Below are 13,130 nucleotides of genomic sequence, written 5' to 3'. Positions count from 1 at the left end.
GGAAACGGTCATGAGCGAGAACGTGTCGCGCGTGCAGCGAGACAGCAAGGTTCCCGTGGTGAACCTGCCTAACGCGCTGACCGTTTTGCGTCTGGTCCTCGTTCCGGTATTCGTCGTTCTGGGCCTGCAAAGTCAGTCGTGGACCGCACTGTGGGCGGCCTTTGTCGTGTTCTCCGTCGCCGCGATCACGGACCGCTTCGACGGCGAGCTCGCGCGCTCGTGGGGGCAGATCACCGACTTCGGTCGCATCGCCGATCCCATCGCCGACAAGGCCCTGACCCTGTGCGGCTTCGGCCTGCTGTCCTACCAGGGATATCTGCCCTGGTGGTTGACGATCCTCATCGCCGTGCGCGAGCTGGGCATCACCGCGATGCGCGCCTTCTTCCTGCGCCGCGGCGTCGTCGTGTCCGCGAATCAGGCGGGCAAGCTGAAGACCTTCATGCAGATGGTGGCCCTGGGGACCCTGCTGATCCCGTGGGCGCACTTCACGGCGTTGAATGAGGCCAACGAGGGATGGGTGGTCCTTCTCATCCGCCTCGGGCAGATTTTCGCGGGCGTTGCGCTCGCGCTGACGCTCTACTCGGGCTTCATGTACGTCATCGATGGCGTGCGCCTTATGCGCGGAGCGAGCGCTGGCGAGGCCGTGGCGGACTCGCGCGACAACGATGCTCCGGAGGAGCCCGCGCCGTCACGCCGCGGCACTGCGGGCCAGCACGTCCAGAGTTGAGCGTGGGTGACGCAACCCATATCGAAGTCAACTCGTCGGTGGAATAAGCCTGAAAGTGCCCGCGTTGTACGGGTATGAATGCAACGCGAGGAATGAAAGCGGAACGTCACAACGTTTCGATGCGCGAACTAACGATGCGCCCCTCGAAACAGAACGGCTACAGTAACAGTATGGAAAAGACACTGAGCGAAACCCCGCTGCTGCGCAGCGAACTGGGCGATGTCCTGCGCGGCATCCGCCAGCGCCAGGGTCGAACCCTGCGCGAGGTCTCTTCGGAGGCCCAGGTCTCCCTCGGCTACCTGTCCGAGGTCGAGCGCGGCCAGAAGGAGGCCTCGTCGGAGCTGCTCGAGGCGATCACCTCGGCTCTGCGCGTACCGCTGTGGTTCGTGCTTCGCGAGGTTTCCGAGCGCATGGCGATTATCGATGGCGCGGTCATTCCCGACGCGGTGCCCGATGACATCGTGCCCGTCACGCTGATTTCCTGACGCGTGAAGCACTCTGAGTTTTACGAGGCGGTCGAGGCGACCTTCGGGTCCGCCCTCGGCCGCTCGTATGTTTCCGATCTTTACCTCGCCTCGCTGGGGGCGACCGCGCGCGATGCACTGTCCGCCGGCGTGAATCCCGACGAGGTCTGGGCGACCCTGTGCGAGGAAACTGGGCGCGAGGATGCGCGCTGGATTCATCGCGTCGATCCGCGTGAGCGGGGGCGCTGAGCGACTGGCGTCGCCAGTGTGATCGATGCCCGTCTGATCGGTGGGCGGCGTGTCGATCGGCGGTCGAACATGTGTTCCATTTAAGCTTGTGGGCGACGACGTTCCGACGCGTGTCATCCACAGGGGTGATGCGCGCGGGACGCAGATGACGATGGCCGGTCGCATACTCGTCATGTCGCCTCGGAGAGGGGTGGCATTCCAGGCCAGGACACCCGCAGGCCGGAGAGGCCGCAGACGAAAGGATCACCATGGCAGCCCGTAAAGCACCCGCCGCAAAGCCCGCGACCAACGATCGCAATAAGGCTCTCGAAGTCGCCCTGTCGCAGATTGATAAGCAGTTCGGCAAGGGCTCTGTCATGCGCCTGGGCGATGACAACCGCCCGCCTGTTCAGGTGATCCCCACGGGTTCCCTTGCTCTCGATGTCGCCCTCGGTATCGGTGGCCTTCCGCGCGGCCGAGTCATCGAGGTCTACGGCCCCGAGTCCTCCGGTAAGACCACGGTCGCCCTGCACGCTGTCGCCAACGCCCAGAAGGCCGGCGGCAACGCGGCCTTCATCGACGCTGAGCATGCCCTCGACCCCGTCTACGCCCGTGCCCTGGGCGTCGACACGGACTCCCTCCTGGTCTCCCAGCCCGACACGGGTGAGCAGGCCCTCGAGATTGCCGACATGCTGATCCGTTCTGGCGGCATCGACATCATCGTCATCGACTCGGTCGCGGCGCTCGTTCCCAAGGCAGAAATCGAAGGCGAGATGGGTGACTCTCACGTCGGCCTGCAGGCCCGCCTCATGAGCCAGGCCCTGCGTAAGATTACGGGCGCCCTGTCCGCGACCGGCACGACCGCGATCTTCATCAACCAGCTGCGCGAAAAGATCGGCGTCTTCTTCGGCTCCCCGGAGACCACGACGGGCGGCAAGGCCCTGAAGTTCTACGCATCCGTGCGCATCGACGTGCGTCGCATCGAGACCCTCAAGGAGGCCGGCGCCCCCGTCGGTAACCGCACGCGCGCCAAGGTCGTCAAGAACAAGATGGCCCCGCCCTTCAAGCAGGCCGAGTTCGACATCGTCTACGGCAAGGGCATTTCGCGCGAGGGCTCGATCATCGACATGGGCGTCGAGGCCGGTATCGTGCGTAAGTCCGGCTCCTGGTTCACCTACGGGGACGACCAGCTGGGACAGGGCAAGGAGAACGTGCGTCAGTTCCTCGTGGACAACCCCGAGTTGGCCAACGAGATCGAACAGAAGATCCTCGTCTCGCTGGGCATCGGTGAGGCCCCGGATCCGGACCAGGCGTCCCAGGACGTGCCCGACATCGATCCTGATGAGGACGCGGGCTTCTGAGTCGTGGTCCGCTACCTGGATCCTGAAGATCATCCCGAGCTGGGGGAGGAGCGTCGCCGGCGTTCCTCCCCGGGCGAGAGGCTCGCGCGCGCCCGCGAACGCAATGCGGCCCTGACGGGCACGGCGGCGATCGAGGCCGCGCGCGAGGTCGCCCTGCGCAAGCTCGACGCGCGCGCGTGTTCCCGCTCGGAGTTGACCAGCGCGATCGAAGGACGAGGCTTCAGCGCCGAGATCGCCGTCGAGGTCGTCGACCGTCTTGAGGCCGTTGGTCTCGTCGATGATCAGGCGTATGCGGACGCGCTCGTCCGCTCCCGTTTTTCGGGGACCGGAGCGTCCGGTCGTGCACTGCGCGAGGTTCTCGTGCGCAAGGGACTGGACTCCTCGACGATCGAGCGTGCCCTGTCTCAGATCGATCGGGACGACGAGGCGGAGCGCGCGGCACAGCTGGTGGCTCGCAAACGTCGCTCCCTTGCGGGCGTCCCGCGCGAGACCGCCTACCGTAGACTGAGTTCCATGCTCGCACGCAAGGGGTATTCGCCGTCTGTCGCGTCTGCCGCCGTGCGCGACGCCCTCGACACGTGGGGCGACGAGGAGAGCGGTACCGAGGAGGCCTGGCAGTGGGGACTGTGACCGCAGTAAGCGATGAGGCGCTCGCCGATCTGATAGCGGATCTGACGCAGCGCGGTCTGACGATCGCGACGGCGGAATCGCTGACCGGAGGTGGCCTCGTCGCGCGCCTTGTGGACGTGCCCGGCGCCTCTCATGTCGTGCGCGGGGGTGCGTGCACCTACGCGGTCGATACCAAGGCCTCGGTGCTGGGCGTTTCGGAGAGCCAGTTGGCGTTGACGGGTCCGGTGGATGAGCAGGTTGCTCGCCAGATGGCCCGAGGGGCGCGCGAGCTGTTCCGCGCAGACATTGGCGTATCGACGACCGGGGTCGCTGGTCCGGGCCCCGCCGACGGTTTCCCCGCGGGAACCGTCCACATCGCCTGCGTTCACCCGGCGGGGGAGGAGCACCGCCTCCTACACCTCGACGGTGATCGAGCGGCCGTTCGTGCGGGTGCGATCGACGCGGCTATCGCCCTGGTGCGTGACGTGCTCGACTTCGCCGGTGTGCAGGTGGGCGACTAGACTTCACTGCGATGAATACGATGACGCAGGACGGCACCGCGCTGCCCCGCACCTACGCGGTGCGCACGCTCGGCTGCCAGATGAATGAACACGACTCCGAACGAATGGCGGGTCTGCTGGAGCAGGCCGGCCTCGTCCCCGTTGAGCAGGTCCCCGAGGCTGCCGCCCGCGCGACCGACGCCGGCGACATGGGCGCCGACGTCATCGTCATCAACACCTGCTCCGTCCGCGAGAACGCAGCGACCCGCCTTTTCGGTAACCTCGGTCAGCTCGCTTCCGTCAAGCGTGCGCGTCCCGGCATGCAGATTGCGGTCGGTGGCTGTCTCGCCCAGCAGATGCGTGACGGCATCGTTGAGAAGGCTCCGTGGGTGGATGCCGTCTTCGGCACGCACAACATCGACGTGCTCCCGGCCCTCCTGCGCCGCGCCGAGCATAACCGCGCGGCCGCCGTCGAGATCGAGGAATCCCTCAAGGTCTTCCCGTCGACCTTGCCCACACACCGCGAGAGCGCGTACGCCGCATGGGTGTCCATCTCCGTGGGTTGCAACAACACCTGCACGTTCTGCATCGTCCCGCACCTGCGCGGCAAGGAACGCGACCGTCGCCCCGGCGACATTCTCGCCGAGGTGGAGGCCGTCGCCTCGCAGGGCGCTATCGAGGTGACCCTGCTGGGCCAGAACGTCAACTCCTACGGTGTCGGATTCGGTGAGCGCGGCGCCTTCGCCGACCTGCTGCGCGCCGTGGGCCGCGTCGAGGGCATCGAGCGCGTGCGCTTCACCTCGCCCCACCCCGCAGCCTTCACGGATGACGTGATCGCCGCGATGGCGGAGACCCCCACTGTCATGCCGAGCCTGCACATGCCCCTGCAGTCCGGGTCGGACGCGATCCTGCGTCAGATGCGCCGCTCCTACCGTCGTGAGCGTTTCATGGGCATCCTGGAGCGCGTGCGCGCGGCTATTCCGGAGGCTGCGATTACGACCGACATCATCGTTGGCTTCCCGGGAGAGACTGAGGAAGACTTCCAGGCGACCCTCGACGTCGTCGAGCAGGCTCGTTTCTCCTCCGCCTTCACATTCCTGTACTCTCCGCGCCCGGGTACGCCCGCCGCGGACCGCGAGGATCAGGTGCCCGATGATGTGGCGCTCGAACGCTACCAGCGCCTCATCAAGCTTCAGGAGCGCATCTGTGCCGAGGATAACGCCGCGCTGGCGGGCACCGAGGTCGAGGTCCTCGTCTCCGAGGGGGATGGCCGCAAGGATGGTGCCACACACCGTATTTCGGGACGCGCCCGCGACAACCGTCTCGTGCACGTCGCCCTGCCCGAGGGTATGGCCGAGGCGGATCGTCCGCGCCCGGGCGACATGATCCGTGCGACCGTCACCTACGGCGCGCCGCACCACCTGATCGCCGACTCGGGCGCACAGGGCGGCCTGTTCGAGGTGCGCCGCACGCGCGCCGGTGACGCATGGGAGGCGCGCCAGGCCTCGGACGAACCCGACAACACGGTGTCGCTGGGTATCCCCACGCTGCGCGTGGGCGCCCCGAGCTGACCCTGATCTGCGCTGATGTGAGCCTCCCCGGGCAATGTGCCCGGGGAGGCTCACGTCTGCAGAGGTGGCGCGCGCGACGGGTGCTGCACGTTTGATCGTTTGTCTCAGTGACAAGCGAGAAAATGTCTCATTGAAATGCGCATGTGACCCACGACTCCTGCGTTACTTTTGTGTCGTGGCGATCGTCACGATGACGAGGCGATCGACATGCGGGAGCACTCTCGGTAGTGCGGGTCGATTCGAGCCCCCCCCCTATGCGACCCGTGGCCTCCCCGCGTACGCGGTACGCGCCGCGCCTTCGCATGTAGTCGGCGCACACTCCACCGAGAGTGCCCCGCTCCTCCCAGACGGAGGAACGGGGCACTATTCGTTGGATGCGCGGCTGGCGTTACTTGGCAGACTCTGCCAGCAGGCCGGGCAGCTCCTGAGCCGCCGACAGGCCGATGATGAGGCCGCGGCGCAGCATCGCGTGGATCTGACGGTCCGAGAGGCCCTCGCCCACGAAGAAACGCGAGGCGGCCACCAGGACCCACTTGCCCTTGTCTTCGATCGGGATGACGGTGGGCTGCAGGTGTTCGGTGTTCCAGCGGTTGGCGACCGCCTGGAGGGACAGCTCGGTGTGGCCCTCGCCCTCGGGTTCGATGCGGGTTTCGATCTGCAGCCAGGGGGCGTCGACCGGCTCGCGGTGAATCTGGAAACGCACGTCCTCCAGCTGGGTGACGGCGATGAACTCGCTCGACCCGTGCGGCAGTCCGTCACCTTCGAGGACGTTCTCGATGCGAGCGATGCTCACCTCGGCGACCTCGGTGCCCCACTTGGCGGCGTATTCGTCGGCTTCCATCGCGGGGGAGGGGGCTGCGGGGGCGGGCGTGGCCTCGGGAACGGCCTCGCCGCCCTCGCCGAAGGTAGAGCTCTTCCACTCAGGCATTGGTGCCCTCCTTGGTCCACTGGTCGGGGAACATGATGTCGAGCTGGTTCATCATCGCCACGGCGGCCATGATGAACTGGGAGACCTCGGCGGCGACCTGGTCATCCGTCGCACCCACGACCCAGTTGAAGGTGTGCTGCAGGTGCAGGGCGATCGCCCCGGTCTCGGTTGTGCCGGAGGTGACCTTCGGCAGGTAGGTGGAGGCGTTGAGGCGACGCACCGTGGAAGCGATCTGATCGGCGTGCGAGGGATCGAAGAAACGCGGGTAGTCGGCGACGCCCTGGGCGGGGTGGCCCTCGGGGACAGCGATGCGGACGGTGCGGTTCGGCAGGATGGCCGCGACCTGGCCGGTGTTGGACACGAAGGGGATAAGCCCCACGGCCTCGACCGCTTGGGTGATCCGGTCGAGGGTGACCGGGAGAGTGTCAGTTGTGCTCATGGTCTTAAGCCTAGCCGTTGTTGGGTGGTATCTGCGGGAGGCACCCGTACACTGGTGGCCATGGAGACATCGGTGAGGCGCGCGTCGGACGTCGTGTGCGCGGTTGTGGGGCCCACGGCCTCGGGCAAGTCGGATCTGGCCCTGGAGCTGGCCTGCGTGCTTCCGGGTGCGCTGGGCGCGAGCGGCGCGGGCGAGATCGTCTCCGCGGACGCCCTGCAGCTCTACCGAGGCATGGACGTGGGAACGGCTAAGACCCCGGTGGAGGAACGCCGCGGGATCGCCCATCACCAGATCGATGTGCTGGAGGTTCGCGACGAGGCCTCGGTGGCCGCCTACCAGAAGCACGCGCGAGCCGATGTGGCTGGTATTCACGAGCGCGGGGGCGTCGCGGTGGTCGCGGGAGGCTCAGGCCTGTACCAGCGCGCCCTCCTGGACGTCATCGAATTCCCGGGCACGGACCCGGCAGTGCGCGCCCGACTCGAAGAAGAAGCCGAGGGCCCGATGGGCTCGCGCGGCCTGCATGATCGCCTCACCCAGCTCGACCCGGTCTCGGCCGAACGCATCGACCCGCACAACGCCCGCCGGATCATCCGCGCCCTCGAGGTCATCGAGCTGACCGGGCGCCCCTATTCGGCGTCCATGCCTCGCCACGAGTTCGTGGCGCCCTCGCTCATGGTGGCGCTGCGTCGCCCGATGGAGGAGCTGGACGAGCGCATTGCGGTGCGTACCCGCGCCATGATGGACGGCGGACTCATCGAGGAAGTGCGCGGCCTCATCGATGTGGGCCTGCGCGAGGCGAAGACCGCGTCCCGTGCCACGGGATACGCCCAGGCGCTCGCGGTCATCGACGGACAGATGAGTGAGGACGAGGCCGTGGAGTCTATCGCGCTGGCCACGCGTCAGCTGGCGCGCCGCCAGGTCAAGTGGCTGCGACCGGATCCTCGCGTGCACTGGCTGGACGTGGAGAATTTCGACTCGAACGAGGCCGTGGTGCGCCACGTTGTCGAGCTGACGCAGCGCGAGGCAGAGGCCGCCCTGGGACGCTCGTAACACGGGCGGGGCCTGCGCGCACTGGAGTCGGGGGCTACGGTGGAGCCATGATGAACACGCAGCTGCCCGCCCACGCCCGCGTCGTCAAGGCCCACGGTGCCGGTAATTCCTTCGTTGTCGCCACGGACCAATACGACGACTACGACCCCAGCGAGGCTGAGGTCGCGACGCTGTGCTCGCCTGCCTTCGGGATCGGCGCGGATGGCTTCATCCGGGCCGTCGAACGCGACGGCCTGTGGTTCATGGACTACCGCAACGCAGACGGCTCGAAGGCTGAGATGTGCGGTAATGGCGTGCGCGTCTTCGTCGATCACCTGCGCCGCGAGGGCCTCGTGGATCTGCCGGTTGGGCAGACGCTGGATGTGGCCACGCGCGGCGGCATCAAGCGCGTGACCCCCGAATCCGAGGACGAGGGGCAGGGAGCGAGCTACCGCGTCGACATGGGGCCGGCGGCCTCTCCGGCGCGCGAGACGATCACGGTGACCGTTCCGGGAATCGACGGCGTGCTCGGCGGTATCTGGGTGGATATGCCCAACCCGCACACGGTCGTCGAGCTTGCCGACGAGGAGACCCTGCGCGAGGTTTTCCTGCCCACCGTTGACGTGTCCCAGATCCCGCAGGCACAGCGCCCCTCTTACGAGCCGGCGCCCCAGGCGGGGACGAACCTCGAGCTGGTCGTCGACCTGACCGAGCCGGGCGGGGAGCGTGGGCACATCGCGATGCGCGTGCTGGAACGAGGCGTGGGGGAGACCCAGGCGTGCGGCACCGGATGCTGCGCGGCGGCCCTCGCCACGGCTCTGCGTCGCGGTCCCGGTACGCCCACCCAGTGGGTCGTCGACATTCCGGGCGGAACGGTCATCGTCGGCCTCGACGGCGTCATCGATTGGTCGGGGGAGAGCCCCCGGATCACGGACGCCTCGGTGTTCCTCACCGGTCCCGCGACCCGAGTCGCCGAGATCCGCCTGCCCTGAGCCCGGCTCCCAGACAACGGGGCCGGAGAGCGCGACGAGGCCCAGGCCTCGTCGAGGAAGAGGAAGGCGTCAGGCGGGGCGGACCTCGATGATGCGGAAGCCCTTCTTGGACGCGTACTTCGAGGCCTGGAAGCCCTGGCCGTTCAGCCACGTGATCAGCGAATCGGCGCCCAGGTTGCGCTGGACGACGAGATAGGCGACGCCGGTGGGGGCAAGCCTGCCCAGCCATGCCAGCAGCATCTCGTGCATCGCGTCCTTGCCGATGCGCACGGGCGGGTTCGACCAGATGACGTCGAATCGGGCATCCGACTCCTGAGAAGAGGTCAGCGCCTCCTCCGCTTTGAGCGCGCGCACGCCCTTTGCCCCGTTGGACTGGGCGTTGCGCTGCGTCAGATCCACCGCGCGAGAGTTCACGTCCACCGCCCACACGTCGGCATTCGGGGACTCCAACGACATGATCGTCGCGATCGGGCCCCATCCGCAGCCCAGGTCCAGGAAAGTCCCGTCCTCGGGCAAATCTGGGGCGATCTCCAGGAGCTGGCGTGTGCCCAGATCGAGCTTAGAACCCGAGAACACGCGCGACGACACGCGCATCGACAGGTCGAAGCCGCGCGCGCTCACCTCGATCGTGCGGATCTCCTCCGCGCTCGCAGGGGAAGAGTCGGTGAAATACTGTTCGTCCACGGAAGAAAGCCTATCGCGCCCGCGCGCGCAGGCGCAGATGGGGGCGGCGCGTGCGACACTAGAAGCCCCCACGAAAAGGATGGTTATGGACACGACCCACACAGGTGCGGACTCTTCGAACGAAGAGCGCGACCAGCGCGTCAACGACGTTGTCGCGCGTATCCTCGCGCGCTCGGGAACGGCGCTCGCATCGACGACGGGTCAGGACACCTCCCAGGACGCCGGTGCCCTCGAGCGCGAGGCCCGCGCGGGCACGCGCCGCGTCGACACGGGCGCCTCCGACCGTGAGGACATCTCCGAGGTCGAATACCGCCAGGTCCGACTCGAAAAGGTCGTGCTCGTGGGCCTGCGTACCACGCAGAGCGAAGAGGAAGCCGAGAACTCGCTGCGTGAGCTGGCCGCGCTCGCGGAGACCGCCGGTTCGCGCGTGCTTGACGGCATCATCCAGCGCCGCATGAAGCCCGACCCCGCAACCTACCTGGGGTCTGGCAAGGCCCGAGAGCTGGCCGACATCGTACGCAGCGTCGAGGCCGACACCGTCATCGTTGACGAGGAGCTGGCCCCCTCCCAGCGTCGTGGGCTGGAGGACGTCGTCGACGCGAAGGTCGTCGACCGCACGGCCCTCATTCTCGACATTTTCGCCCAGCACGCCAAGTCCCGTGAGGGCAAGGCGCAGGTGGAGCTCGCGCAGCTCGAGTACCTGCTGCCGCGTCTGCGCGGCTGGGGCGAGTCGATGTCCCGTCAGGCCGGCGGCCGCGTCGCGGGCGGCGCTGGTATCGGCTCTCGCGGCCCCGGTGAGACCAAGATCGAGCTGGACCGTCGCCGCATCCGCACGCGCATGGCGAAGCTACGCGCGGACATCGCGCGCATGGAACCCGCCCGCCGCACCCAGCGCAATTCGCGCCGCCGCGGGGCAGTGCCGTCGGTGGCCATCGCCGGGTACACGAACGCGGGTAAGTCGACGCTGCTCAATCGCTTGACCGACGCGGGCGTCCTCGTCCAGGACGCGCTGTTTGCAACGCTGGACCCGACGGTGCGCCGTGCGCGCGCCGCAGACGGTCGCGAGTACACCCTCACCGACACGGTCGGCTTCGTGCGCAACCTGCCCACCCAGCTGGTCGAGGCCTTCCGCTCAACCCTGGAGGAGGTCGGCCAGGCCGACGTCATCTTGCACGTCGTGGACGCCGCGCACCCCGACCCGGTCTCCCAGGTGCAGGCCGTCCGCTCGGTCATCGACACCATCGAGGGAGCCTCGGAGATCCCGGAGCTGATCGCGCTGAACAAGGCCGACCTGGCCTCGCCCGAGCAGATCGCCCTGCTGCGCACGGTCTTCCCGAACGCTGTGCCGCTGAGCGCACACACGGGCTGGGGCGTGGAGGCGCTGCGCGCCGCCCTCGAAGACATGCTGCCCCGGCCTCGCGTCGCCGTCGACGCGATCCTGCCGTACTCGGCAGGCTCCCTCGTGCACCGTATCCACGAGGAGGGCGACGTCGAGCGCGAGGAATACGTCGAGATGGGCACGCGCATCGTGGCTCGCGTCGACGAGGCCCTGGCCGCCGTCATCGCCCGCGAAGCGGTGGGCGGCACCGTGGGCGATGCGGCGGTGAGCGGAGCGTGAGCGCGGACCTGGTCGAGGCCTCGGGTCGCGTCCTGGACGTGGTCGTCGCCCAGATGGGTGGGTCCCCGCGCGAGGGGCAGGCCTCGATGGTCGCCGAAGGCGCCGCGGCCCTGGAGGACCGCCAGCATCTCCTCGTGCAGGCGGGCACGGGCACGGGAAAGTCCGTGGGCTACCTCGTGCCTCTGCTGACGTACTGCGCGACGAACGGCGTGCGCGGGGTGGTCTCGACGGCGACGCTCGCGCTGCAGCGCCAGATCCTCGTCAAGGACGCTCCGGTGGTCGTCGACGCGGTCGCCTCGGTCACGGGCGCGCGCCTGAAGGTTGCGGTGCTTAAGGGCTGGTCGAACTACGCGTGCCTGCACAAGCTGGACGGCGGGTACCCCACTGAGGGCACGCTGTTTGAGGATCAGGACGTGAGCGTTGGCCCGACGGGCGAGCTCGGTAAGGAGATCCTGCGTATCCGCGAGTGGATCAGCGAGACCACGACGGGGGACCGTGACGACCTGGTTCCGGGCGTCTCGGATCGAGCCTGGCACCACGCCTCGGTCGCCAAACCCGAGTGCCTGGGCAAGCACTGCCCGCTCATCGACGAGTGCTTCGCGCAGGCCGCTCGCCAGGAGGCCGCGGACGCGGATGTCGTTGTCACGAACCATTCGTTGTTTGGTATCAACGCGTGCGGCGAGGGTGAACTCTTCGGCGAGTACGATGCCGTCGTCATCGACGAGGCCCATGAGCTGGCCGACCGCGTGCGCTCCCAGGCTGCGGCCGACCTGACGGTTGCCCGCGTGAGCCGCGTGGCCCGCTCCCTGCGCTCGAATCTCTCGATCGATTCCACCGACCTGGACGAGGCCGGGGCCGGGTTGGGTGCGGCCATGGCTCCCCTGGAGGCGGGGCTCCTCGAGTATCGTCCGAGCGCCCTCGTCGACGCGATGATCGTGCTGGACGGCACTGCCCGTCGCGCCAGCCACGAGGTGTCCGAGGCGCAGGGAGAACCCGCCGCCAAGCTCCTTGCCCGCGCGGCTATCGACGAGCTGATCGGCGCTCTCGACGCGTGGGGGCGTGATCCCGACCAGTCGATTGCCTACATCACGAAGGACGAATCGGACAACGCGCGCTTGACCGTCGGGCCTCTTGACGTGTCGGCTGCGATCGGTGGGACCGGCATCGGCGAGCGACCCGCGATCCTCACCTCGGCGACCCTCGCGCTCGGCGGAAACTTCGACTTCATGGCTGCCCAGGCCGGCATGGCCGTCTCCGGGGTGCCGTGGCACGGCATCGACGTCGGATCTCCCTTCGATCACGGTCGCCAGGGCATCCGCTACGTGGCGACCCATCTACCGCTGCCGGGACGAGACGGCCCCTCCGAGGAGCTGCTTGATGAGCTCGTGGAGCTGGCGCAGGCCTCGGGCGGTGGGGTGCTCGCCCTCTTCGCGTCGCGACGCGGGGCGATGGCGGGAGCGCAGGCCCTGCGTGAGCGCACGGACCTGACCGTCTACCTGCAGGGCGAAGAGACCCTGGCGCAGCTGATCCAGCGGTTCCGGGAGGAACGCGACTCGTGCCTGGTGGGCACGATGTCCCTGTGGCAGGGCGTCGACGTCGCGGGGGATGCCTGCCGCCTCGTCGTCATCGACAAAATCCCGTTCCCGCGCCCGGATGATCCCGTCTCGCGTGCCCGCTCGATGGACGTCGAGCGCAGGGGAGGGAACGGCTTCGTGTCGGTCTCCCTCACGCACGCGGCGCTCATGATGGCCCAGGGCGTGGGGCGCCTCCTGCGTTCGACCGACGACCGGGGAGTCGTGGCGATTCTCGATCCGCGCGTGGTGATCAAGCGCTACGGCGGCTTCATCATGCGTTCCCTACCCGCCATGTGGCCGACGACGGATCCGGAGGTTGTTCGCGGTGCCCTGCGACGCCTCGCGAAGGGTTCTGACCAGTAGGGACGAGCGCTCCACGGGCACGTAAAACGTCGTGCAGATAACG

14 protein-coding genes are annotated in these 13,130 nt (G+C 68.0%); 11 read left to right on the top strand and 3 right to left on the bottom strand.

Going from position 1 to position 13,130, the window contains the following annotated elements; genetic code table 11:
• Positions 1–10: 10 nt before the first annotated feature.
• From pgsA to miaB, 7 genes are all read left to right on the top strand, one after another.
• Complete coding sequence (gene pgsA, locus FBF35_RS06715) at positions 11–727, top strand: CDP-diacylglycerol--glycerol-3-phosphate 3-phosphatidyltransferase (protein ID WP_060567496.1); 717 nt, start codon at positions 11–13, stop codon at positions 725–727.
• A gap of 170 nt (positions 728–897) precedes the next feature.
• A complete protein-coding gene (locus tag FBF35_RS06710; RefSeq protein ID WP_003792723.1) occupies positions 898–1,212 on the top strand; it encodes a helix-turn-helix domain-containing protein in 315 nt (104 codons plus the stop codon).
• A 3-nt stretch (positions 1,213–1,215) separates the two neighbouring features.
• Positions 1,216–1,440: a DUF3046 domain-containing protein gene (locus FBF35_RS06705; RefSeq protein WP_034464084.1), complete on the top strand. Its 225-nt coding sequence runs from the start codon at positions 1,216–1,218 to the stop codon at positions 1,438–1,440.
• A 248-nt stretch (positions 1,441–1,688) separates the two neighbouring features.
• On the top strand, positions 1,689–2,780 hold the full coding sequence (gene recA / locus FBF35_RS06700; RefSeq protein WP_003796169.1) for a recombinase RecA: 1,092 nt from the start codon (positions 1,689–1,691) through the stop codon (positions 2,778–2,780).
• Positions 2,781–2,783: 3 nt separating this feature from the next.
• Positions 2,784–3,410 (top strand): regulatory protein RecX, encoded by a 627-nt coding sequence (locus FBF35_RS06695; RefSeq protein WP_060567495.1) that lies wholly within the window; start codon positions 2,784–2,786, stop codon positions 3,408–3,410.
• The gene (locus FBF35_RS06690; RefSeq protein ID WP_060567494.1) at positions 3,398–3,910 is read left to right on the top strand and encodes a CinA family protein; all 513 of its coding nucleotides are present in this window, start codon (positions 3,398–3,400) and stop codon (positions 3,908–3,910) included. The genes FBF35_RS06695 and FBF35_RS06690 overlap by 13 nt, the downstream gene beginning before the upstream one ends.
• 11 nt (positions 3,911–3,921) lie before the next feature.
• Positions 3,922–5,460, top strand: a complete 1,539-nt coding sequence (gene miaB, locus FBF35_RS06685; RefSeq protein ID WP_060567493.1) for a tRNA (N6-isopentenyl adenosine(37)-C2)-methylthiotransferase MiaB — start codon at positions 3,922–3,924, stop codon at positions 5,458–5,460.
• Between the two features lie 388 nt (positions 5,461–5,848).
• On the opposite strand, the gene FBF35_RS06680 is transcribed toward miaB, so the two are convergent.
• Together FBF35_RS06680 and FBF35_RS06675 are read right to left on the bottom strand one after the other, a co-directional pair.
• Positions 5,849–6,388 carry a histidine kinase gene (locus tag FBF35_RS06680; protein WP_060567492.1) on the bottom strand — a complete coding sequence of 180 codons (540 nt, stop codon included), beginning with the start codon at positions 6,386–6,388 and terminating at the stop codon, positions 5,849–5,851.
• A complete protein-coding gene (locus tag FBF35_RS06675; protein ID WP_060567491.1) occupies positions 6,381–6,827 on the bottom strand; it encodes a histidine kinase in 447 nt (148 codons plus the stop codon). Before FBF35_RS06675 ends, FBF35_RS06680 begins: the two co-directional genes overlap by 8 nt.
• Positions 6,828–6,887: 60 nt before the next feature.
• Between FBF35_RS06675 and miaA the strand changes: the two genes are divergently transcribed.
• Both miaA and dapF read left to right on the top strand, forming a co-directional pair.
• Positions 6,888–7,877, top strand: coding sequence for a tRNA (adenosine(37)-N6)-dimethylallyltransferase MiaA (miaA, locus tag FBF35_RS06670; RefSeq protein WP_060567490.1), 990 nt, complete (start codon positions 6,888–6,890; stop codon positions 7,875–7,877).
• Positions 7,878–7,924: 47 nt separating this feature from the next.
• Positions 7,925–8,848, top strand: a complete 924-nt coding sequence (dapF, locus tag FBF35_RS06665; RefSeq protein ID WP_060567489.1) for a diaminopimelate epimerase — start codon at positions 7,925–7,927, stop codon at positions 8,846–8,848.
• Between the two features lie 69 nt (positions 8,849–8,917).
• On the opposite strand, the gene FBF35_RS06660 is transcribed toward dapF, so the two are convergent.
• On the bottom strand, positions 8,918–9,532 hold the full coding sequence (locus FBF35_RS06660) for a class I SAM-dependent methyltransferase (protein ID WP_060567488.1): 615 nt from the start codon (positions 9,530–9,532) through the stop codon (positions 8,918–8,920).
• An 85-nt stretch (positions 9,533–9,617) separates the two neighbouring features.
• Between FBF35_RS06660 and hflX the strand changes: the two genes are divergently transcribed.
• Both hflX and FBF35_RS06650 read left to right on the top strand, forming a co-directional pair.
• Entirely contained in the window at positions 9,618–11,150 is a 1,533-nt protein-coding gene (hflX, locus tag FBF35_RS06655; RefSeq protein WP_060567487.1) for a GTPase HflX, read from the top strand.
• Positions 11,147–13,087, top strand: a complete 1,941-nt coding sequence (locus tag FBF35_RS06650) for an ATP-dependent DNA helicase (RefSeq protein ID WP_060567486.1) — start codon at positions 11,147–11,149, stop codon at positions 13,085–13,087. The genes hflX and FBF35_RS06650 overlap by 4 nt, the downstream gene beginning before the upstream one ends.
• The last annotated feature ends 43 nt before the right edge of the window (positions 13,088–13,130 follow it).

The sequence above is a fragment of the Schaalia odontolytica genome (assembly GCF_005696695.1).
Lineage (GTDB): Bacteria > Actinomycetota > Actinomycetes > Actinomycetales > Actinomycetaceae > Pauljensenia > Pauljensenia odontolytica_C.
Note: the sequence above shows the minus strand (reverse complement) of the source record. Positions and strands in the feature narration are given on the sequence as shown.

Excerpts from the sequence above, each read along its gene's own strand:
- pgsA (WP_060567496.1), top strand. The coding sequence starts at position 11 with ATGAGCGAGAACGTGTCGCGCGTGCAGCGAGACAGCAAGGTTCCCGTG.
- FBF35_RS06710 (WP_003792723.1), top strand. The coding sequence starts at position 898 with ATGGAAAAGACACTGAGCGAAACCCCGCTGCTGCGCAGCGAACTGGGC.
- recA (WP_003796169.1), top strand. The coding sequence starts at position 1,689 with ATGGCAGCCCGTAAAGCACCCGCCGCAAAGCCCGCGACCAACGATCGC.
- miaB (WP_060567493.1), top strand. The coding sequence starts at position 3,922 with ATGAATACGATGACGCAGGACGGCACCGCGCTGCCCCGCACCTACGCG.
- FBF35_RS06680 (WP_060567492.1), bottom strand. The coding sequence starts at position 6,388 with ATGCCTGAGTGGAAGAGCTCTACCTTCGGCGAGGGCGGCGAGGCCGTT.
- FBF35_RS06675 (WP_060567491.1), bottom strand. The coding sequence starts at position 6,827 with ATGAGCACAACTGACACTCTCCCGGTCACCCTCGACCGGATCACCCAA.
- miaA (WP_060567490.1), top strand. The coding sequence starts at position 6,888 with ATGGAGACATCGGTGAGGCGCGCGTCGGACGTCGTGTGCGCGGTTGTG.
- dapF (WP_060567489.1), top strand. The coding sequence starts at position 7,925 with ATGATGAACACGCAGCTGCCCGCCCACGCCCGCGTCGTCAAGGCCCAC.
- hflX (WP_060567487.1), top strand. The coding sequence starts at position 9,618 with ATGGACACGACCCACACAGGTGCGGACTCTTCGAACGAAGAGCGCGAC.